Source organism: Terrirubrum flagellatum, from assembly GCF_022059845.1.
Classification (GTDB): domain Bacteria; phylum Pseudomonadota; class Alphaproteobacteria; order Rhizobiales; family Beijerinckiaceae; genus Terrirubrum; species Terrirubrum flagellatum.
Genome location: NZ_CP091854.1, coordinates 170166 through 192313, shown reverse-complemented (window position 1 = coordinate 192313; position 22148 = coordinate 170166). Strand labels below are relative to the sequence as shown.

General features: G+C 64.1%; 15 protein-coding genes and 1 riboswitch. Of the genes, 6 read left to right on the top strand and 9 right to left on the bottom strand.

Features of this window, described 5'->3' with window-relative positions; genetic code table 11:
• Positions 1 to 13: 13 nt before the first annotated feature.
• Positions 14 to 1990 (bottom strand): TonB-dependent receptor plug domain-containing protein, encoded by a 1977-nt coding sequence (locus L8F45_RS30635; RefSeq protein WP_342364276.1) that lies wholly within the window; start codon positions 1988 to 1990, stop codon positions 14 to 16.
• A 33-nt stretch (positions 1991 to 2023) separates the two neighbouring features.
• Positions 2024 to 2224, bottom strand: a riboswitch (cobalamin riboswitch).
• A gap of 161 nt (positions 2225 to 2385) precedes the next feature.
• Between L8F45_RS30635 and L8F45_RS30630 the strand changes: the two genes are divergently transcribed.
• Positions 2386 to 3426, top strand: coding sequence for a hydroxyacid dehydrogenase (locus tag L8F45_RS30630; protein ID WP_342364275.1), 1041 nt, complete (start codon positions 2386 to 2388; stop codon positions 3424 to 3426).
• Positions 3427 to 3563: 137 nt separating this feature from the next.
• Here the strand turns inward: L8F45_RS30630 and L8F45_RS30625 are convergent, their stop codons facing one another.
• From L8F45_RS30625 to L8F45_RS30615, 3 genes are read right to left on the bottom strand one after another with little or no spacing between them, the layout of a single operon-like run.
• Positions 3564 to 5465 carry a DUF2264 domain-containing protein gene (locus L8F45_RS30625; protein WP_342364274.1) on the bottom strand — a complete coding sequence of 634 codons (1902 nt, stop codon included), beginning with the start codon at positions 5463 to 5465 and terminating at the stop codon, positions 3564 to 3566.
• 23 nt (positions 5466 to 5488) lie between these two features.
• Positions 5489 to 6139 (bottom strand): ThuA domain-containing protein, encoded by a 651-nt coding sequence (locus L8F45_RS30620; protein ID WP_342364273.1) that lies wholly within the window; start codon positions 6137 to 6139, stop codon positions 5489 to 5491.
• Positions 6136 to 7416 (bottom strand): ABC transporter substrate-binding protein, encoded by a 1281-nt coding sequence (locus tag L8F45_RS30615; protein ID WP_342364272.1) that lies wholly within the window; start codon positions 7414 to 7416, stop codon positions 6136 to 6138. Before L8F45_RS30615 ends, L8F45_RS30620 begins: the two co-directional genes overlap by 4 nt.
• 240 nt (positions 7417 to 7656) lie before the next feature.
• Here L8F45_RS30615 and L8F45_RS30610 point away from each other — a divergent pair, with 240 nt between their 5' ends.
• The gene (locus tag L8F45_RS30610) at positions 7657 to 8223 is read left to right on the top strand and encodes a DUF4337 family protein (protein ID WP_342364271.1); all 567 of its coding nucleotides are present in this window, start codon (positions 7657 to 7659) and stop codon (positions 8221 to 8223) included.
• 26 nt (positions 8224 to 8249) lie between these two features.
• Here L8F45_RS30610 and L8F45_RS30605 read toward each other — a convergent pair whose 3' ends face one another.
• Together L8F45_RS30605 and L8F45_RS30600 are read right to left on the bottom strand one after the other, a co-directional pair.
• Positions 8250 to 10421: a methyl-accepting chemotaxis protein gene (locus L8F45_RS30605; protein WP_342364270.1), complete on the bottom strand. Its 2172-nt coding sequence runs from the start codon at positions 10419 to 10421 to the stop codon at positions 8250 to 8252.
• Positions 10418 to 11596, bottom strand: a complete 1179-nt coding sequence (locus L8F45_RS30600; protein ID WP_342364269.1) for an ABC transporter substrate-binding protein — start codon at positions 11594 to 11596, stop codon at positions 10418 to 10420. The genes L8F45_RS30605 and L8F45_RS30600 overlap by 4 nt, the downstream gene beginning before the upstream one ends.
• Positions 11597 to 11896: 300 nt before the next feature.
• Between L8F45_RS30600 and L8F45_RS30595 the strand changes: the two genes are divergently transcribed.
• The 3 genes from L8F45_RS30595 (at position 11897) to otsA (ending at position 15000) form a co-directional block, all read left to right on the top strand.
• Positions 11897 to 12193 carry a hypothetical protein gene (locus tag L8F45_RS30595; protein WP_342364268.1) on the top strand — a complete coding sequence of 99 codons (297 nt, stop codon included), beginning with the start codon at positions 11897 to 11899 and terminating at the stop codon, positions 12191 to 12193.
• A gap of 591 nt (positions 12194 to 12784) precedes the next feature.
• Positions 12785 to 13585, top strand: coding sequence for a trehalose-phosphatase (otsB, locus tag L8F45_RS30590; RefSeq protein WP_342364267.1), 801 nt, complete (start codon positions 12785 to 12787; stop codon positions 13583 to 13585).
• Entirely contained in the window at positions 13582 to 15000 is a 1419-nt protein-coding gene (gene otsA, locus L8F45_RS30585; RefSeq protein ID WP_342364266.1) for an alpha,alpha-trehalose-phosphate synthase (UDP-forming), read from the top strand. The genes otsB and otsA overlap by 4 nt, the downstream gene beginning before the upstream one ends.
• A 15-nt stretch (positions 15001 to 15015) precedes the next feature.
• On the opposite strand, the gene L8F45_RS30580 is transcribed toward otsA, so the two are convergent.
• Both L8F45_RS30580 and L8F45_RS30575 read right to left on the bottom strand, forming a co-directional pair.
• Positions 15016 to 16812: a glycoside hydrolase family 15 protein gene (locus tag L8F45_RS30580; RefSeq protein ID WP_342364265.1), complete on the bottom strand. Its 1797-nt coding sequence runs from the start codon at positions 16810 to 16812 to the stop codon at positions 15016 to 15018.
• 112 nt (positions 16813 to 16924) lie between these two features.
• Complete coding sequence (locus L8F45_RS30575; RefSeq protein ID WP_342364264.1) at positions 16925 to 19054, bottom strand: alpha/beta hydrolase domain-containing protein; 2130 nt, start codon at positions 19052 to 19054, stop codon at positions 16925 to 16927.
• Positions 19055 to 19192: 138 nt separating this feature from the next.
• On the opposite strand from L8F45_RS30575, the gene L8F45_RS30570 reads away from it, so the two are divergent.
• Entirely contained in the window at positions 19193 to 20209 is a 1017-nt protein-coding gene (locus L8F45_RS30570; protein ID WP_342364263.1) for a sugar-binding transcriptional regulator, read from the top strand.
• Between the two features lie 7 nt (positions 20210 to 20216).
• Here L8F45_RS30570 and ptsP read toward each other — a convergent pair whose 3' ends face one another.
• Positions 20217 to 22133, bottom strand: a complete 1917-nt coding sequence (gene ptsP, locus L8F45_RS30565; RefSeq protein WP_342364262.1) for a phosphoenolpyruvate--protein phosphotransferase — start codon at positions 22131 to 22133, stop codon at positions 20217 to 20219.
• Between the last annotated feature and the right edge of the window lie 15 nt (positions 22134 to 22148).

Here is a 22148-nt window from a genome sequence, read left to right as displayed (position 1 = left end):
CTCTAGGCTCGCCTCACCACGTCGCCGTCCAGCCTGCATAGAAAGCCCGGCCAGTCGTGCCGTAGTTGAAGACCTCTTCATAGCGCGCGTTGGTGATGTTCTCGACGCGGCCATAGATCTTCCAGGTCTCGTTGATCTGGTACTGCGTGTAGAGATCAAGCCGCGCGTAGGGCGCGAGCCGCTGCGTTTCGCCCGCGCCGCTGAAGCGCTTCGACACCAGCACCAGACGCGGCTCGATCAGCCATTGCGCCGTCGGCGTGATCTGCACTGCAAGGCGCGCCGCATTTGGCGCGCGACGCGCGAGCTGCTTGCCCGTCAGCAGATCCTTGGAATGAAGATAGGTGTAGGCGGCGCTGAGGCTCAGCCATCCCTCGATGATGGTCGCGCGTCCTTCCGCTTCGAGACCCGACGTCTCGGCGCGCGCGGTGTTGAAATAGCAGCCGGTCTGGCCGGCCGCGCAGCCAATCGGTCCGCCGAACTGGATGAGATTGCGGAAGCGATTGTGGAAGGCGGTGAGCGACGCCATCGCGCGGCCGTCGAACAGCGGCTGATCGATGCCGACATCGAAGCCGAAGCTGCGCTCCGATTGCAGCGACGCCGTGCCGAAAGAGGGGCTGTAGAGCTGGAACAAAGTCGGCGCCTTGCCGCCCGTGCCGGCGCTGGCGCGCAATTTCGTCTCCGTCACCGGCAGGCGATAGGAGACCGTCGCGCGCCATGTCGCGAACTGATCCGAGTTCTTCACATCATCGATGCGGCCGCCAAGCGAAATATTAAGTCGCTCACCCACCGGCAATTGCCACAACGCGAACAGCGAACGTGTGATCTGCGACGCATCAAGCGTCGATGTCAGCGGACCGGGTTTCGGCTGCAGATTCTGGCTCGTCGTTTCCGCCGTCTCGCGCTCGACGCGACCGCCAAAGATCAGAGAGCCAAACGCGTCGAGCTTGAGATCGCCCTGATATTCCGCCGCGAGCCGATCGCCGACGAAACCGCTGAACGTCTCGGTGGTGTTCGCCGCATTGATCGGCGCCTTGTAGCTCACATCCCAGAAGCTGCGATCGGTGCGGCTCGCCGATAACGTCACCGTGTTGGTCAGGCGACCGTCGAACGCATCGAAGGAAGCGCGGCCCCAGACCTGTCCGAATTTGCGCCTTGTGTAGGAGGGCGTGTCGGGGAAAGTTCCGGACGCCGCGTCATATTCCGCTTGCGTCGCAGCCACGAGCGCGCCGATTTCGAGGCGCACGCCCTGCCCCGCATCATAACCGACGCGCGCAAAGCCGCCGAACTGCTTGTAGCCGTCGGCTTCAAGCGTTGGGAAATTCTTGGTGATGCGCGGAATGCGATAGCCGTAACGCGAGAATCCGTCCGAGCGCTGGCCAACCCCACCGATGGCGTAGCTCCAGGGACCAATGGTTCCGGCGCTGCTCGCATGGGTCGAGAATGTTCCGTAGCTGCCGGCCTCCATGCCAACCGTGCTTCTCGGTTTGTCCGCGCTTTTCTTCGTGATGATGTTGACCACGCCGCCGATGGCGTCGGAGCCGTAAAGCGCGCTCTGCGGACCGCGCAGCACCTCGATGCGATCGATCAATCCGGGCGGAATGAGCGAAAAATCGAATTCGCCGCTGGCGCTGCCGGGATCGTTCACGCGCACGCCGTCGATCAACACCAACGTCTGGCCGGTGTTCGCGCCGCGCAGGCGCACATTCATCGTCGCGCCCGGCCCTCCCGATTCCGAAATGTCGAGGCCGGGAACGGCGCGCAGCGCGTCGAGCAGCGAACCTGGATTGGAGGTCGCGATCTGTTCCGACGACACGACGGAGATGGCGCTGCCCGAACGCTGCAACGGCAGCGGGCTGCGCGTGTCGGTGACGACGATCTCATCGCTCGCGCCTTGTTGGGCGAATGCGGACAAAGCCGACAATACGAGAAACGGAAGAGAGAACAGCAGCGACGCGTATGAGGAGAGACGGCCGCCCGAGAGGCTGAACATGAAGACTCCTGCTCCGGCCCACCGCCGGACTGAGATTGCAACATGCTCCGGGCCGGTCTCCTGGCTCGCGGCTGATAACGCCCTTTCGCGGTCTTCCCGGCTTTCGCCAGTGACGGATGCGATAAGGCTCGCCGCTTACAGTTGCGGGGGCAGCCGCGGCCTTGCCTGTCTGAGCAGACGCACCGCGTTCCCGTTTCACCTCCCGAAGGAGGCACCTGAAGCGCTTCCCTCAAAACAGATGAGTCGGCGCTTGGCAATCCGTCGCCGCAATTTCGCCACGCCCGCGACGCTGCGCGCCCTTTCAAGCCGCGATGGCGACGGCTAAGACCATCTCTCTGATGTCCAAGGCGAAAGCGGCGACAAAGATCGCTGATACATGAGAAAGGGAGGAGCGGGTGAGCGAACCTAGCCAGTCCGGCGGCGGCGCCAGGCGCCCGCGCGCGGCCTTCGCGCTCTCGCCTGCGCGCACAAGATATGTCTTCGCCGACAGCGATCGCGCCAAACTCCAGGAGATGTGCGACATCCCCGACCCGGCCCCGCTCGAGACTTTCGACGATGCGCGCGCCGCGGCGCTGCTTGCCGAAACGGAAGCGCTGATCACCGGCTGGGGCTGCGCGCCGATCGAAGCCTCTTTTCTTGACAAGGCGCCGAAGCTCAGGCTGATCGCGCACGCCGCCGGCACGGTGAAGACCTTCATCGCGCCCGAGATTCTCGCGCGCGGCGTTTTGGTCACGCAGGCCGGCGCGGCCAATGCGCTGCCAGTGGCGGAATTCACGCTGGCGGCGATCCTGTTCGCCAACAAGGCCGTCTTCCGCTTTCGCGATCAATATGCGCAGAGTCGCGGCGCGCGACAGGCGATGACGATCGCTGACGAGCCGATCGGCAACTATCGCAAGATCATCGGCATCATCGGCGCCTCACGCATCGGCAGGCGCGTGATCGAACTGCTGAAACCGTTCGATTTCGATATTCTGCTGCATGATCCCTTCGTGTCGGCCGCGGACGCGACTGCCATGGGCGCGACGCTTCTGGAGCTTGACGATCTCCTGCGCGCGTCCGACGTGGTCTCGCTGCATGCGCCCTCGACGCCAGCGACGCGCCACATGCTCGATGCGCGGCGCCTCTCACTCATCCGCAATGGCGCGACCTTCATCAACACCGCGCGCGGCGCGCTCGTCGATCACGCGGCGATGGAGGCCGAGCTTGCGAGCGGCCGCTTCAACGCTTTCATCGACGTGACGGAACCGGAGGTGCTGCCGCCGGAATCGCCGCTCTATTCGTTGCCGAATGTCGTGCTGACGCCGCACATCGCCGGCGCGCTGGGCGTCGAGCGCGAACGGCTCGGCGCGTTGATTGCGGATGAAATCCGGCGCTACATCAGCGGCGAGCCGTTGCAGCACGCGGTCGATCTCGCGCTGCTGGATAGGCTCGCCTAAAGCATTTTCCGTTTGCGATGATTTAAGGTTTCGTCATGGCCGGACTTGTTCCGGCCATCCACGTCTTTGGATTGTTCAAACAAGACGTGGATGCCCGCGACAAGCGCGGGCATGACGGCCTCATAACGGGAAACGCTCTACAGAACCCGTTCCAACCGCACCGTCTGCATCGCGCTTGTCGCGCCTGCGATCGTCCGGGAAGGCCAATCGGCAGCCTTCAGAATAGCAGCGATCTCATCGGCTGACGGCGCGCTCCACACGGCGCTCTCCACTTCATCGAACGCCGCGCGCGAAGCGGTGACGAGCAAATGACGTCCCGCGTCGAGCGCCCCCGCGAGATAGGGAACCGCCGCATGCGGGAACATCATGTTGGTGTTCGGCGCAGCATCCGCGGCGCCCGCCGATCGGCCGCCGCTGCAATCAACAATCGCGCTGCGATGCCCGTCATCGACGAGAAGCGTCGCGCCTGAATTTTCCGTCGCCAGCGCATTCAAGCTGGCGCGCAGCTTGCCGCGCGAGCCGACGCGCGCGGGAACGCAATGGCCGGCCTCGACGGTCTTCAACGGTTTGTCCGTCGAGACATCATGGATGCGCAGCTCCCAGCCGCGCACGAAGGATTGCAATGTCGTGATGGCGACGCCGCTCGTCGGCGACCAGCGTGTTTCGATCCATTGATCGCCGATCCGCTTCGCATCGATCGCGCCGCGCGCGCGATAGTCGACGCCATCGGCGCTGACCGCGAGAATATTGTCGCCGATGAAGCCGTGAGTGATCCAGCGCTCGGCTTCGACGCATAGGCCGAAGCGCGAGGAATAAGCGAACTTGCCGTATTTGTCGCGCGAGTTGCGCATATCGAGCCGCACGGGTCCAGCCGGCAGCGCGATTGCATCGTCCTTCTCGCGCTGGATCAGCATCGACGCGCCGCGCACGGCGAGCGGCTTCTCCAGCGGCGCAAGCTCCGCTTCCGGCGCCGTCCAGAAGGGATGCGTCGCCGGCAGCGCCAGCGGCAGGAACGCCTTGAACGCCCAGTAGGGCGAGCCTGGCGAATTATATTCCTCGCTCATGAGATAATTCGGCCAGGCGAAACCGACGGAGAGATGACCGGCCGCATTGAGGATCGGCTTGTCGAGCCACCAGCGCATCTGCCGCGCCCATAGCCCGCGAATTTCGCCCCAGGGCAGCGCTTCCGTGTTGGAATAGGCGAGCGCGGCCCAGAAGCCCGCCATGGCGAAGCGATAGGTCAGCGAACGGCCGATCGCGAGCGCGGCGCCGTCGCGGCCGAACCAGTGTCTGAAATTCTGCGCGAACTCCGTCGCGCGATCGCGATAGAGCTTGGCGCGGGCGGGATCGCGCGCCTCCTCATGCCGCGCGTAGATCAGCCCGTAGAATTGCAGCGCGAAACCATTGTAATGGTCGATGTGGCCGCCGGGGCCGTCCATGTACCAGCCGTCGCGGAGATAGAATTCATCGAGCCGCTTGAGATGCGCATCGCGAACGGCCTCGTCTATGGCGACGCCGACTTTTTTCAGGCCGAGCCCCGCCATCACGGGGAAGAACCGCCAGTTATTGTCGGCCATCTGCACACGCTGGATGTGGCCGACCCACGCCGCGAGCTGCTCGCGCGTCCTTTGCGACAGCGGCTCCCATAATTTGTCGGGCGCGAGCGCGAGCGCGAAGCCCAGCGCCGCGATCTCCACCGAGCGTTGATTGTGATTTTCCGTCAGCCGCCAATATTCGGGATGATCAGGGTCGACGCCGCTGACGATTCCATCGCTGAACAATTTCCAGGAGTCGAATGCGCCGCCGCCGGCGTGAAGCGGCGCAAGCCCCCAGAGCGGGCGTGCGAAGCCTTCGAACCACGCCGCCTTGCGATCGAAATGGGCGCCATCCTCGCCGAGTTTCACCTGCGCGCGGCCCGGGCTAAAATAGGGCTCAAGCGGCTTGCACAGATCGAGCAGAAGCCTCTGCGCATCGGCGCGCGTCGCCAGAGGATTGCCGCGCATCGCGCGATCGGCGGCGCTTGCGTTTAGGGATGTCATAGCCGTAGTCCAGATCGAAAAGTTCAGCGCGCCGCCCAGAGCATGCCGCGCTTCAGGAGCGTTCGCATCGCCTCATGCTCGAACTCGCACGCGGAATGGCCGAGCGCGCTGTAGAACACGCGGCCTTCGCCGTAATGCTTCTTGTAGACCACCGGCATGACGACGCCCTTTGTCCAGGGCGCATGTTCGCCGGAGAAGGTCGTTGTCGCCAGCGTCTCGATCGAGGGATCGACATGCAGGAAATACTGTTCCGAGAGATAATCGAAATCAGCGATCCCCTTCATGACGGGATCGCCCGGCTTCGTCACATTGACGCGGAACGGAATGATGTTGCCGGGATGAGCGACCCACTGGCAGCCGCACATGAAATGAAACGCGACCTCCTCGCGGAATGAGCCCGCGAGGCCGCCATGACATCCCGCGAGTCCGACGCCCGACTGGACCGCTGCGACGAGATTGTCGAGCGGCCCCTTCTCGATCTTCGCGCGCGTGATCACGGGCACGACGAGATTCATGCGATGCACGGAGGCGTCGCCAAAGGCGTTGAAATCAGGCGTCGACTGAACCTCGAAACCTTCTTCGCGCAGCAGGCCGGCGATGACAGCGGCGCAGGCTTCGGGCTCGTGACCCGGCCAGCCGCCCCAGACGATCAGCGCCTGCTTTTTTTGGCTCACAGAACGCGCGCGCCGGAGTCGACCACCTGCTTCGCCGCTTCAGCCACGGTGAGCTTGCCGAAAGCGAGCTGATCCGCGACCGGGCGCAACACGGTGCGCTCGAATTCCTGCGCTCCCTTCGGCGCCGGCGGCGGATAAGCGATCGCCTTGTCGGCGAGCAGGTTGACGTATTTCACGGTCAATTGCTCGGTGTCGTTCAGCGTCGGCAGGATCGCTTCGCGGATCGCCGGCGACATCGGCACGCCGCGCTCGACGCCAAGGACTTCACCAGCCTTGGGATCATTGACGAAGAAGCTGATGAAGGCGGCGGCCGCTTCCGGATTCTTCGATGTGGCGCCGACGCTCCAGATCAGCGCCGGGCGATAATAATGGCCCGACGATTTCGAGCCTTCCGTCATCGGGAAAGTTGTCAACGCAAGCTTGTTCTTGCTCAGGAGCTGATAGCCCACGAGCTGGTTGGAATAGGCGAGCGCGATCGCTGATTTGCCGAGCGCCAGCGCGTTGGAATCGATCTGGAGTTGATCGAGCGCCTGCACATCGGCCGGGGTGCAGCCGCCACGCTTCCGGATATCCTCCCAATAGGCGTAGAACTCGGCGAGATCGTCCGCCTTGAATCCGAGTTTGCCTTCGGCCGTGAAGATGAATTTGTCGCGCTGGCGCAACCACACGTCGAACGCGTAGTGATAGCGCGCGCCGTAGGGCGCCCCCCAGTAATTCGGCTTGTTCAGCGCCTTGGTGAGCTCGACGGACATGTCCGCGAACTCCTTCCAGGTGGTCTTCTCGGTCGGCGGCGCAATCTTCGCCTGCGCGAAAGCTTCGGTGTCATAGAGCATCGAAAACGAATTGAGCCCGAGGCCGACGCCCCACACCTTTCCGTCGACGCGGCAGAGATCGATGATGTTCTTGCCGAACCCTTCGATATTGAGCGTCTTGGGCATATAGGCGTCGAGCGGCGCGCAGGCGCCGCGCCGCGCATAGTCCGGCAGCGTGGTCGGCTCGAGCTGGAACACGTCGGGAATGTTGCGGCCGACCATCTGCGTCGCGAGCTTGGTCCAGTAATCGGCGCCGGTCGTCTCACCGGTGAGCTTGATGCTCGGATTTTTCTGCGAAAAGAGATCAGCGACGGCGAGCGTGCGCTTCGAGCGGTCCTGCGAGCCCCACCAATACATGCGCAGGCGGATATCCTCCGCGCTCGCGCCACGGCTCCCGAGCCCCATCGCCAGAGCGCCCGCCCCGGCTCCGACAAAACTGCGCCTGCTTACGCCTGTGCGATTCATGGCCGTTCTCCCTGGTCTGGCGGGCGATACGTTGTCGCCTGCGTCTGTTCTTTTCGTTGGCTGAGCGCCCGTCATGTCAGGCGCCGGCTGCCGATGTAACCGTTCGGTTACTAATTCCGCCGACCGGCCGCAAAGTCAACTCCCCCTCCGTGAAGCGGCATCCTGACGCGCCCGCTTGGCGCGCCGGCCGAAGCGTGCAGCATCGCAAACAGGCGTGAGTCGCAGAACGGGGGGAACGCAATGGAAGTCGAGGTGAAGGCCGAAGCGAAAAGCCGGACATTGACCAATCTTGCCGCGCTGACCGTGGTGCTGCTGTCGGTGTTCATCGCCGTCGCCAAGATCAAGGACGACAACATCGTGCAGGCGATGCAGCAGGCGAAGACCGACGAAGTCGACACCTGGCTTGAATATGACACGATGCGCACGCGCGTCTCGCTCGCCGAGATGAAGATATCGCTGTTCAAGGTGCAGGAAGCCGGCGGCGCCACAAACGATGCGCTGAAAGCGGAGATGGCGACGGCCGAAGCGGATCAGAAGCGCCTGAGCGCGCGCGCCGAAGAACTGTTGAAGAAAGCGCGCGAGTTCAAGCCGATGATCGAGAAGCTGAGCTTCCGCGACGATCAGTTCGATATGGCCGACGCGTTTCTCTCCGTCGCCATCGCGGTGTCGGCGGTCGCGGTGCTGGTCGAGGTCTGGCCCGTGATGATATTCGGCTGGTTCTGCGGCGCAGCCGGAATCGTCATGGTGTTTGCGGGCTTCCTCGGCTGGAGCATCCATCCGGAATGGCTGGTGTCGCTTCTGACATAAGGCTGGCGCGAGGCGCTGCTCAGGCGCTAGCGCCCGGCGCTGACGCTCCTGATCTGGCCGAGGAACAGATCGACCGTCGCGCGCAACTCGCCCGATTCGGCGTCGAGCGCGGCCGCGGCGGTCATGACTTCGTTGGAGACGACGCCGGCCCGTCGCGCCGCTTCATTGACATGCGCCATGCGGTCATGCGCCTGCCGCGTTCCGTCCGCGGTCTGTTGCGTCCTGAGCGCGATCTCGTTGGTCGCGGCTTTCTGTTCGGACATCGCCGACGAAATCGCGATCGAGATTTGATTGATGCGCTGGATCGTGTCGCCGATGCCCTTGATGGCGTCGACCGCGCTGAGCGTCGATCCCCTGATTTCGGCGATCTGGGTGGAAATGTCCTCGGTCGCGCGCGCCGTCTGATGCGCCAGCGCCTTGACCTCCTGCGCCACGATTGCAAATCCCCTGCCGGCGTCGCCAGCGCGCGCCGCCTCGATCGTGGCGTTGAGCGCCAGCAGATTGGTCTGCGCCGCGATCGTGTGAATGAGTTCGACAATATCGCCGATCCGCGACGCCGATTCCGACAGGCCGCGAACAATGCCGTCCGTGCGCTTGGATTCAGCGACCGCCGCGCCCGCGACTTCCGATGCGATGGCGATCTTTCCACCGATGTCGGAGATGGTCATCGACATTTCTTCCGCCGCCGCCGCGACGTTTTGAGCGTTCGACATGGCGTCGCCGAAGCCCGCCGTGACCGACGACGCCTGATGGGTCGCCTCTTCCGCGGTCGCCGTCATGGCGCCGGCCGTCGCCCGCATGTTTTCCGACGAAGAGGCGAGCGTGCGCAGCAAGGCGAGCACTTTCCCGTCGAACTCGCCGATATGGCGCTCGATCGCCTGATGACGCCGCTCCCGTTCGGCCTGGGCGCCCAATTGCTCCGCGCCAAGTTCGCGCGCGATTCGCCCGTTGCTACGGAAGACCTCCACGGCTTTCGCCATGCTCGATATCTCGTCGCGGCCGCGCAGATCGATCGGCGCATCGAGATCGCCTGACGCCAGCGCCATCATGGAATGGTTGAGCGCGCCAAGCCGTCTCGCGACCCTGCGTCCGACATAGAGCCAGCCGAGCCCGACAGCAGACAGGAAGCTCAGCAGCGTCAGGATGATCAGCAGATTGCGCGCCGAGGAGATGGTGTCTTCCGAAGAAGCGATCGCGCGCTCCGCATTGCCGCGCGCGAGATCGACGAAGCGGCTCACTTCATCCGACACGCGCCCCGCCGCCGCCCGCGTCGTCTGCACCAGCGCAAGCCCCTCGGCTGTCGAGGCGAGCTCGCGCCGCCGCAGCGCAAAGACGCTGTCGGCGCCCTCGCCATATTTCAGCAGCTCCTCAAGGCGGGCGCGAACGCGCGGCGCGGAATCGATCTGCGCCGCGGCCTTGCGGGCCCGCACGCTGCTCGCCAGAAAGCGATCCTGCAGCGGCGCCAGCAGCTCGGCGCGTGGCGCGAGAGAGGCTTCCGACAACAGGCCCAGCACAAGGTTGGCCTCGGCGCGAACATCCATCAGATCGAGCAGCGAGCGACCGTCGCTCTCGACCAGCTTCGACGCCAGCGCCGCGTTGCCCGGCGGGCGGCGCGTCGGGTCTTCCAGATTGAACAGCAGCTTGAAAGACGCGTCGTCGATCAGCGTCGCCATCTCCGCCGACAGGCGCTCATGCGCTTCGGCCGCGGCGACTGACATCCGCTCGCGGGTCGCCATCGTTGTGAGCCGCGTCTCCACGACGGGCGCGAGCGCTCCCATGTTCTCGTCGAGCGCGCGCAAATAGGCGCTGAGATCGCGGACGGCGCCGCGGCCAATGGAGGTGCCATCGAGCCGCGTCAACGATTCCGCCGCGGCCCCGCGCCATGCTTCCAGTGAGCGGCGGATCGCCGCCACGTCATTCGACGACGGCGCGCTGATGAGGCTTGGCGCGGCGGATGTGATTTCGGCGGCGCGGCGCGCGAGATCGAGCGAGCTCGTGATCGCCTTAATGCCATCGTCGGATACGCGCTCGAAAGCCTGATTGATGCGCTGAAACGAGAACAGGGCGACGGCGGTGGCGACCAGCGTCAGAACTGCGACGATCGAGAAGGCGATCGTCAGCGTTCCGCGAATGCCGACGCCAATCGTCTTCGCTCCGCGAGTCGCTTGTCCCTCCGCGACGGGCTCTTGCAACGTCATTCGCCCGCCCGCTTCAACGACGTCACGGGCCGCAACGCGCCGTCCGCGTCGATCACGGTCAGAAAGACCTGGTCCATCCCCTGATTGCGCTGCGGTCCGAATGTCAGCTTCAGGCCGGCGAGATCGAAATTCCGCATATTCGCGAACGCGCTCAGGAGCGTCTTGCGATCGGGCTCTCCGGCGATGCTCTCCAGCGCGGCGATCGTGGCGCGGCCGACGATATAGCCTTCAAGCGAAACAAATCCGGGCTTCGCCGCGGGATTGGCTGCGGCGAGAGCGGCGCGATACTGCGCGACAATGGGAACTTTTGCATCGCCCGGGAACGGCGCGACTTGCGTGATCACCACGCCAGCGCCATCGCGGCCAAGCTCCGCCGCAAGAGCGTCGCTGCCGACGAAAGAGATGTTGACGAACACCGCATCCATCTCCAGGCGGCGCGCCAGCCGGATGAACTCGGCGCAGGGCTTGTAGGCGCCGACCATGATCACCGCTTCCGGTCGCCCACGCCTGACATCGAGCAGGGCGCGCTTCACCGCTGTCGTGTTGCGCTGATAGGAGCCTTCCGCGACGAGATTCATCTTGCGGCGCTCGAGCGCGCGCTGCGCGCCGGCGAGGCCAGCCCGGCCGAACGCATCGTCCTGATAGAAGACTGCGATGCGCGTGACGCCAAGATCCTTCGTCAGCCGCTCGACCATCGTTTCAGTTTCCTGAAAATAGGACGCGCGAATATTGACGACGTTGGTCTTATCTTGCTGACGCAGCACTTCGGCGCCGGTGAAAGCGCCGATGAAAGGCGCGCCCGCTTCGGCGGCCACAGGTTGCGTCGCGGCGGATGTCGGCGTGCCGACGGGACCGATCAGCGCGAAGACCTTGTCGTCATCGAGCAGCCTGTGCGTCGCCTCGATCGACAGCTTGGGCTCATAACCGTCGTCACGGCTCAGCAGATCGAGCTTTCGCCCCTTCACGCCGCCGCGTCGGTTCGCTTCGGCGAAGGCGGCCAGGAGGCCCTCCTGCATCCCCTTGCCGAGGGAAGAGGCCGGCCCCTCCATGACGGCCGCCTGACCGAACAGGATCCTGTCGGCGCTCACGCCGGTTTCCGCTGCGGCGGTCGCGATCGCGCAGAGCCCCGCTGTTACGAAGCCGAGCATCGCGGCGATCAGCGCTTTCCTCCGCATCGCAACCCCGGATCTCCAATCTCCCGTTTTTGAACCTCAAAGTTTAAATAGAGGTTTCGTAAACCAGGTTCATTCGGCCCCGGGGCGGGCGGATCGCGGCGCCAGAGCCCGATATCAGGCGATCCCCGCCGTTTTCATCATGCCTGCATCCGACTCCGGAAATATGCGTAGCGCCCGCGAACGCCCCTTGCGCCGCGCCATGTCGTGGAATCGGCCCTGCCACAGCGCAAATGCGCGGGCTTGGCGCTTGTGTGCAGAATCAGCGCGCCGCACGATGCCGTCGCTTCGCACGGAGAATTCATGGACGACGCGCAAGTCCCGCCGCCGGCGTCAGGGCACAATGGCGGCCCGGCGCTGGACGATTATGAAGGCCCGCCCTGGGGCGAGGGACATATCTACCGCTATGTCTGCTGGCGGCGCGCCCATCGCGCCGCATGGCGCAAGCCGCGCGACATCCAGCTCTTCCGTTTGGAGAAGGCCGAGAAAGCCGGCCTCACCTACGAGGAATATTCGCTCGAGATCATGGAGCGCGGCCGTCACATCCAGCCTGACGATGCGGAGACGATCGCGCGCATCAAGGCGCGGCGCAAACGCTAGAGCATGGCGCGAAAAAGTGGGAACCGGTTTTCCGGACGAACGCAAGCGTTCGCTCCGCGAGAGCCATGCTCCAAACTTTGGGAATCGATCACGTTCCCGCATTTTGATTAATTCAATCAAAATGCGGCGTGATCTGGCGCATCGCGTATTTACGTGCCGGACAGGCGAGAGAGCGTCCATGCGCGCGGAGATTCCGCGACATCAGGGCGTTGAGCCAGAGAAGAAAACGCATGTTCATGATCCTGACCGCACGCGCCTCCGGAGATTTGTGCGCCAATCACATAAGGCGCGTGATCATAGGATTTCCATGCCGCCTGAAGCGAAACGTCATAAAGATCGCATAATGGCGGCCGCGTTTCGCTCGTGAAAACGGCGCCGATTCGAAGCCGCCATGGGTTTGAATCACGGCTTTGATTGTTGCGCCCACGCGATCCGTCGCGCATGATCTCTTTCAGCGGCGAATTCTCGCGATCAAATTCTTGCCATCAAGCGTGCGATAAATAGGACTGTCATCATAACCGCGCGCAGATATTTTTCGCTCTGAGGGAACTTTCCCTCATTTCGGACGTTTCCTCCAACCGAGGTATGTCCGTGCTCGAACAAGCCAGTCAAAAACAACAGGACGATGAAGAGAAACAGGCGTCTCATCTGACGCTGAAAGTCGCGAATTGCGCGCTGTTTCTCGATCTCGACGGCACGCTGGCGCCATTCGCGGCCACGCCGCAGGCCGTCGTTCCCACGCCGCGGCGGACCAATCTGCTTCTCCGGCTCAATGAAATCCTGAACGAACGTCTGGCAGTGATCAGCGGGCGCTCGATCGATGAGATCGACCGGATTCTCGAACGCGCCATCATGACGGTCGCGGGCGTGCATGGTCTGCAATGGCGCGATCGTTACGGACATGTGCGCGAGACGCCCGGTCACAGTTCGTTGCCGCAGGCCGTTGATCTCTTCGCCAGTTTCACGCGCGCGCATCAGGGCGTGGTGCTCGAAGTCAAGCCGTTGAGCGTCGCGCTGCACTATCGCAAGAATCCCGAGATCGGCCCGCTCGCGCGCCAGATCGCCGTGCATGTCGCGGACGCTTGCGGTTTGCATTTGCAGGAAGGATCGATGGTCGTCGAGCTCCTGACGCCGGGACGCGACAAGGGCGATGCGGTCAAGACGTTCATGGCCGAAGCGCCCTTTCGCGGCGCCATCCCGGTCTTCATCGGCGATGATTTGACCGATGAAAAAGGCTTCGCCGCAGCGATCGCCATGGGCGGCGTCGGAATTATCGTCGGCTCGCGCCAGAATACGCTCGCGCATGCGCGGCTTTCCGATGTCGACGCCGTCATCGCGTGGCTCGAACAGAGCGCCGAAAATCAAACCTTCCACATGGAGCTGATGCGTTGAGCCGCCTGATCGTCATTTCCAACCGGGTCAATCCGCCCGAAGATTCCGCCGTCGGCACGACTGGCGGCCTCGCCATGGCTCTGTCTGCGGCGTTGCGCGAATATACCGGCGTGTGGTTCGGATGGAGCGGCCATACGACGGAGACATTCACCGGTCAGCTCTCGATGCAGCGAATTGGCGGCGTCACCGTCGCGCTCATGGACCTCGAAGAACAGGATCGTCAGGAATATTACAACGGCTACGCCAATCGCACGCTCTGGCCGCTGTTCCATTTTCGCATGGATCTCGCGCAATATGACCGTTCGTTCAGCGAAGGTTATGAGCGCGTCAATATGCGGTTTGCTGAAACCGTGCTGCCTCTCATCGAGCCGGACGATCTCATCTGGGTGCAGGATTATCACCTGATTCCGCTGGCGCGCGAACTCCGGCGTCGCGGCGTGAAAAATCGCATCGGCTTCTTTCTTCATATTCCATGGCCGGCGCGGCGTCTGTTCACCATCCTTCCCGGCCATGATCATCTTGTCGAAGCGATCCTCGACTATGATCTCATCGGCTTCCAGACCGAGGATTCGCGCGAATCATTCACGGACTACATCGTGCATATCGCCGGCGGAACGCTTGAGCCCGACGGCACGGTCAATCTGAACGGCAAGCAGTCGAAGGTCGGCGCCTTTCCGATCGGCATTGACGCGGCGGAGTTCGCGCATGCGATCGAGTCCGAACGCGCGCGCGGCGTCTATGACAAGATGACGGAGAGCCGCGCCGGCCGCGACATGATTGTCGGCGTCGACCGGCTTGATTATTCCAAAGGTCTCGAAGACCGCTTTCTCGCTTACGAAGAGCTGCTCACGAAAAACCCGGAGCTGCATGAAAAAATCTTTTTGCTGCAGATCGCAACCCCGAGCCGCGATGAAGTCGAAGCCTATCAGGAAATTCGCGCCAAACTCGACATGGTGTCGGGCCGCATCAACGGCGCTTTCTCTACAATCGAATGGGTGCCGATTCGTTATGTCAATCGCTCCTATCGGCGCGACGAGCTCGCCGGCATCTATCGCGCCGCGCGGGTCGGCCTTGTCACTCCGCATCGCGACGGCATGAATCTCGTCGCCAAGGAATATGTCGCCGCACAGGATTCAGCCAATCCCGGCGTTCTCGTATTGTCGGAATTCGCCGGCGCCGCCGCGCAAATGAAGGATGCGCTGATCGTCAATCCCTTCAGCCGCGAGGAGGTGGCGGACGCGGTGCGGCGCGCGCTCTCGATGCCACTCGCCGAACGGCGCCAGCGCTGGGAGTCGCTGATGCATGGTGTGCAGCAGCATGACGTCACCGCCTGGCGGGACAGTTTCGTCACCGCGCTGCTGGCGACGCCGGAGCCGCAATTCGAGACGGAGGCGGCGTCGCGCCCCGCGGCGTGACCGCCACGAAGCGCGTCAGCGCACCGCGCTCCACGGGCGGCTGAGCAGCACGGCGCAATTGATCAGCCCGACCAGCGAATAGGTCTGGGGGTAATTTCCCCAGAGCCTGCCATCGGTCAGGCTGATGTCTTCCGACAGAAGCCCCGCCTGCGTGCGCCGACTCAACATCGAATCGAACAGCTTGCGCGCCTCCTCGCCGCGGCCTGCGAGATGCAGCGCCTCGATGAACCAGAAGGTGCAGACATTGAACGCGGTCTCAGGGTCGCCGAAATCATCGGGCCTGTTATAGCGCCAGAGAAAATCGCCGTGCTTCAGCTCTTTCTCGATCGCGGCGAGCGTGGCGAGATAGCGCGGATCGTCAGGCGGCAGGAATCGGAGATCGACGAGCTGCAGGAGGCTGGCGTCGATCTCGTCGCCGCCGAAGCTCGCGGCGTAACGCCCGATCTTTTCGTTCCAGGCGCTGCTCTCGATCTTCGCGCGGACTTCCGCTGCGCGTTCCCGCCAGTGTTCGGCGCGATCCATCAGGCCGAGCGCCCGCGCGGCGTTCTCGAGACGGTCGCAGGCGGCCCAGCACATGATCGCCGAATAGGTGTGGATCGCGGCGCGGCCGCGAAACTCCCAGAGGCTCGCGTCGGGTTGATCGTGCAGCGCATAGGCGCGATCGCCGACCTTCTCCAGCGCCTCGAAATCCGAGATCGTCGCGGGCCGCAGCAGGCGCTGATCGAAGAAGGCCTGCGTGTTGGAGAGAATGATCTGGCCGTAAACGTCGTGCTGATAATGCTCATAGGCCTGATTGCCGGCGCGCACCGGGCCCATGCCGAGATAACCCGGCAACGTCTCGATCATGCGCTCGGTGAGCGCCGGCTCGTAGCCCACACCATAAACGGGCTGGATATGGCCGCCATTGGCGGAATGCACGAGATTGCGGAGATAGCCGAGATAATTTTCGAGAATATCTGTTGCGCCGAGTCGATTGAGCGCCTGCACGACATAATAGGCGTCGCGAACCCAACAGTAGCGATAATCCCAGTTGCGGCCGCTGTTCGGCGCTTCGGGGATCGAGGTGGTGAGCGCCGCGACGATCGCGCCCGTCTCCTCATAGGCGCAGAGCTTCAGCGTGATCGCCGCGCGGATGACGACATCCTGCCAGTCGAGCGGCGTCGCCAGCGTGCGCACCCATTCCCGCCAGTAGGAATCCGTCTCCGACAACATGCGATCGATCGTCGAGAGCACGTCGGCGTTGAGCGGCTCGTCCGGACCGAAAAAGAATCCGAGCGGCTTCTCCAGCCGGAAGGTGCGCTGATTGAGGATGTGCGAGGCGGGACAATTCGTCGTCAGCCGCAGCACCAGTTCGGCGCAGGAATAGCGGATGTGATTCGAGCCGGATGTCGTCGGCGCATCGCGGCCGCCCCAGTCCGCGGCCGGTTTCAGCCGCACCGTGATGCGCGGGCTGCCGCGCAGGGCGCGCACGCGCCTCAGGAAGGCGATCGGTCGATAGACGCGTCCCCATTGCGGATAGCGCGGGCAGAAATCGATGATCTCGACCGCGCCGCCATCCTTGTCGACGATCTCCGTGCGCAAGATCGGCGTGTTGCGGAGATAGCTCTGCGTCGTCGTCGCGGCGTTCTCGACATCGATCGCCCAGACGCCGCGCGCGTTGGGATCGGTCGCGGCGACGCCGCTCAGAAGATTAGAAAACAAGGGATCGCTGTCGACGCGCGGGGCGCAAGCCCAGACGAAGCGGCCCTGCCGGTCGAGCAGCGCACTGACCGAACAGTTTCCAATAGGGGCGAGATCGAGATCGTGAGTCATTGGCGGTTTGACAGTCCGCTAATGCGTAAAGCCGCGAAAGGTTCAGTTGCGGCGCGCGATCGCGCCACAACGCGGCCTCCGAAATAAATGCGACCAAAATCAGGCCCCGCGCTCAGGGCGCGAGGCGGATGCCTTCCGTCGAAGCCTGCCCGATCAGAAGATCGGCGTCCTCCTGAAGCAGGAAGCGCTTGCCGACGAGCGCCGTCGCGGCCTTCTTCACCGCTTCGGCGTAGGCCTGCGGCGTGGGATAGCGCTCCTCCAGCGACAGACGTGGATCGCCGGCGTCGAGCCGTTCCTGCTTCGTGCGCGCGAAAGGAATGAAGCTGCCGGAGAAGTTGCAGAAGCCATCCTCGAATCGCTCCTTCCGGAACAGGTTCCAGCCGGTGTAAGTGCCGATGGGCGCTTCGAGATAGACGTTGCGAATGCCCGCAACGTCGATGCCGTCGGAATCGACCTGCGGCACACGCAGCCCGTAAAGGCCGGGCTTTGGCGCCGGCGGCTCGACGGTGATCATGCCAGAACCATCCGCCGCGTCATAGAGCGGGCCGTAATCGAGCGGATGCAGCGGATTGGTGACGCCGAGATAGCGCACGGCCGGGCGACGCACATTTCCATAGGCGTTTGCGGGAATGGCGGGGAAGCGCACGAGATCAGGCGAGACGAGCGTGCCCGACGCAATCGTCGGAACGGCCGAAGGCGGCGGCTCGACGCCGTCGCGCACCCATCCTGTCAGTGCCATCAGCAGCGCGCGCATGGTGAAGGTGTGTGGATTGGGATTCGATTGCTGCGCGCAATTGCCGAACGGCTCGGCGGTCGGCAGCGGCAAGGGCGCAGGCCCGTGCTGCGTCGACGCCATGATATAGGTGCGCGTCGAGGGCAGATCGGGCACGTCACGCAGGCCAAGCGGATCGGTGAGGCCAAGCGACTGCCGCCCTTCCCAGATCTCCAGCGCGGTCGCGGCATGAAACAGCAGCGGGCATGTCTGCGTCGCCGTGCAGCGATCGTAGATGCCCTGCGCGCGGCCCGTCAGCGGGTCCTCGACATGCGCATAATTGAAGGGGAAGTCATAGGCGGGATAGAGATGATCGATCTGATCGCCCCAAGCTCGGCCCGGCTGCGCGAAGCGCAACGACAGCGGCAGCAATCCGCCGCCGATATGCGGAAACGCGCCTTCATAGACGCGCTCGCCATCCTCGCCGCGATTGAAGCCGAGATGGATGAAAGTGCGGATGAAGCGCCCCGACTGCGACGTGCCCATCACGATCGCCTTCTGGCCGCGGCGCGCGATCGGATTCGCAGCGCCTGAATCATCGGCCCGCGCATTCTTGAGGAAGGCTGCGAGGTCGCGCGCGGCGGCGTAGCCGAGGCCGAGCACCAGCGGATCCCTGGCGCGATAAATCAGTTCGTAGATGCGGCCGGGCTGGAAGCCTGCGGGCAGGCAGATTTTCTTCGCGTCCGATTTCGGCTCCGCTCCTTCCGTGCAGGCGGCGAAGCTCCATTCCGTGTTCGGAATCGCAACGCGCGGCGCATTCTCCTTCGCGCGCACTGTGAGAGTGGGAACAAACCCGTCGGCAAGCGGCGTCTGATTGTCGAGGCTGACCGTCGGATAGGAATCATGCGTGAGGCCGGTGAACCAGCCGCTCGACAGATTGAGCGTCTTCGTCGCCGCCTGCACGATGAGTTCGGCGCGCACGACGCCCGTGATCGGCGCGCCGCCCGGACCGGTCGCGGCGGGAACCTTCATCGTCATGCGATCCATGCCGGGCAGAATATCCGCCTGCCAGCCGAACCAGATCAGCGTGAAGCCCTGCCGCTCCAGAAATCCATCGCCTGCTTTCGTCACGGCGTTCATGTCGGCGACGACGCCGATGTCGCCGAGATTGAACGGATTCACGAGCCCCTTGTTGCCGCGGTTGAGAATATTGAAGAGCAGGACGCCATTGCCCTTGTCGGCGTCCTTCGGCCTCAGGATATCGATGTCGGTCGAATATTCGACCAAGCCTTTCGCATTGCGCGGTGCGAGTTTCAGATCCTGGATGCGCGCATTCGCAGCAGCCTCCGGATCGACCTCGCCATAGGCCTTGCCGATGACGCGCTCATAGGCGCCGACCGCGCCGAAACTCTGTCCGCCATAGGCGGGCTCCGTCTTCGTGATCTCGATGCGTGTGATGCGCGCCGCGGCTGATCCTGCGGCAAGAAACAGAATGGCGGCGACAGCCGCGCCATAACGGGCGATGCGCATCAAATCCTCCCAACCTCTTTTGCATGAGGATCAGCATTTCCGGCCGCGTGCGCAAGGGACGACGCCAGCGATTTGCGGTCGCTCCGCGAACAGCGCATGGTGCGCCAGCCTTGCGGATTCGACCGCGGATGGGGGAGCATGGCGAAGAGGGAAAAGGGCGTTCGCGCAAGCGCGAAGGAAAGCGCGCGGGAGGAGCCGGGCCCGGTCGGGCGGCGCTCCAAGCGCCTCAGGCTGCGGATCGCCTGGATGTACTATGTCGAGGAGATGACCCAGCACGAGATCGCGGAGACGCTGGGCATCGGCCGCGTCACCGTGGTCAGGCTGCTGTCGGACGCGCGCGCCCTGCATGAGGTGAAGATTTCGCTCAGCCGCGACGTGGCGGAGCTGCCGCGCCTCGAATTCGCGCTGCAGAAGGCGTTCGGCCTCAAGGAAGCGATCGTCGCGCCCCTCTCCTCGCCGGACGCCGACCCGACCGCCGTGATCGGCGCTGCGACCGGGCCCTTCATCTCGTCGCTGATGCGGGCCGACATGAAGATCGGCGTCGGCTGGGGCCGCACGCTGATCCGCTCGCTCGCCTCGATCGACGAACAACCGCTCGCCAACGTCTCTGTCATCTCGCTGCTCGGCGGCCTCACCAAGGCGAAGCAATATAATCCGTCGGAGTTCGCCTGGCTGTTCTCGCGCCTGTTCCAGGCGGAGTGCCATCTGATCGCGGCGCCGGCGCTCGTCGACGCGCCCGAAACCAAGCGCGCGCTGGTGGAGCATTGCGGTCTCGACGAATTGTTCGAGCTTGCGGGAACGATGGATGCCGTGCTGCTCAGCGTGGGCCCGGTGACGCCTGACGGCACGCCCTATCGCCTCGGCCTGATCTCGGAGGAGGATCGCCTCGGGCTCGCGGCGAGCGGCGCCGTCGGCGACGTGCTCTATAATTATTTCGACATTGACGGGCGGCTGATCGATCATCCCATCAATCAACGCGTGATGTCGGCGCCTGTCGAAACCATGCAGGCGGCGCCGGTGCGCATTCTGACGTCAGGCGGGCCAACCAAGGTCGACACGATCATCGGCGCCATGCGGCTTTTGAAGCCGACTGTCTTCATCACTGATGAAATCACGGCGGCGAATGTGCTGGCGCGCGCGGGGCACGCCGTTTGAAGCGACGCTAGATTTCCGTCACGCGCTTGCGGGCGCGCGGGATCGCCGGCGGATTCATGCTGAGCTCTGTGACGCCGAGCGCGACAAGCTTCGGAATCATCGCGGGATCGGCCGCCGCCTCGCCGCAGACCGCGACAGGAATGTCAGCCGCGCGCGCTGCGCGGCAGACGAGATCGATGGCGCGCAGCACAGCGGGATGATCGGCGCGATTGAGCGAGGCCACGCGCGGATTGAGGCGATCCGCCGCCATGACATATTGCGTGAGATCGTTGGTGCCGATCGAGAAGAAATCGACCTCTTTCGCCAATTCGTCGGCGAGCAACGCGGCGGCGGGCGTCTCGATCATGATTCCAACCGCGACCTCGCCGAACGGTTTCGACTGCGCCGCAAGCTCGGCGCGACACTCCTCAATGAGCGCGCGCGTCTTCCTGACCTCCTCGACATCGACGACCATCGGGATCATCAGCTTGACATGGCCGCTCGCGGCGGCGCGCAGGATCGCCTTGAGCTGCGGCTTGAAAATATCAGGGCGATCAAGACAGAGCCTGACGCCGCGCCAGCCGAGAAACGGGTTGTCTTCGTGGGGAATCTCGATGCCCGCCACCGGCTTGTCGCCTCCGACATCGAGCGTGCGGATGACGACCGCATGCGGCGCGAAGGCGCTCGCCACCTTCGCATAGATTTCGGCTTGTTCATCCTCGCTTGGCGGCGCCTTGCGCTCCATGAACAGAAGCTCGGTGCGGAACAGGCCGACGCCCATGGCTCCTGATCTGAGCGCCGGCGCGACCTCGGCCGGCGAGCCGATATTGGCGAGCACTTCGATCCATTTTCCCTCGCGCGTGCGCGGTTCGACCGTGCGCCAGGCGTCGAGCGCGGCGCGCGCGGTTCGGTCAGCAGCGACGCGCGCATGCATCGCTTTCGTCTGAGTTTCGTCAGGATCGAGAATCACTGCGCCAGCGCCGCCATCGATCGCGATCACATGGGCTTCGCGCAGGCGGCGCGGCTCGATGTTGCAGCCAAGCACGGCGGGAACGCCATGCGCGCGCGCCATGATCGCGACATGCGATGTCGCGGCGCCCTTCAGCCCGACAATGCCGGCGATGTTGGCGACCGGCGCCTTGGCGAATTCCCAGGCGCTGATCTCATCAGCGACAAGAATTGATCCCTGCGGAACCGCCGCAAGACTCGCCTCGCTGCGCCCGAGCAGCGCGAGCGCGACATTGCGGGCCACGCCGCGCACATCCTCCGCCCGCGCCCTGAGATAGGGATCGTCGAGCGCCTCGAAACGCGCCGCCAGCGCATCGCCGGCGTCGAGCGTCGCGGAGGCCGCATCGAGACCATGGCCGATGCGCTGCTCGATATCGCCGGTGAATTCCGCATCGCATGCGATCTCGATAAGCGCATTCGCGATCTGGCGATCTTCGGCGCTGCGTTCCGCCGCATCCTGTTCAAGCGCCGCGATCGCGGCGTTGAGCGCCGCGCGGCAGCGCGCTTTCTCACTTTCACTCATGGCCGTATCGATCGTCGCGCGCGGCGCGATCAGCGGCTCGGGAAAATAGGCGAAGACGGGTCCGATCGCGACGCCTTCGCTCGCAGCGACGCCTTGCGCGCCACCACTCGACGACGCGGCTGCTGCAACCGCGGGCTTCAGCGCATCAAGCCCGGCACCGGGCGTCTCGACAAAGGCGGCGAGTTTGGCGATCGCCTCCTCCGCGTCATCACCATCGGCGCGCAGGACGACGTCGTCATCCTCCTTCACGCCAAGCAGCATCAGCTTGACCGAACTCTTGGCGTTGGCGCTCCTGTCGCCGCGGAATATCTCCACATTGGCGGAAAACGCCTTGGCGAGCTTGACGAACTCCGTCGCCGGCCGCGCGTGCAAACCTTCGCGCACGCGCACCCTGACGGCACGCTCAAGCCTCATGTCCGAACTCCCACT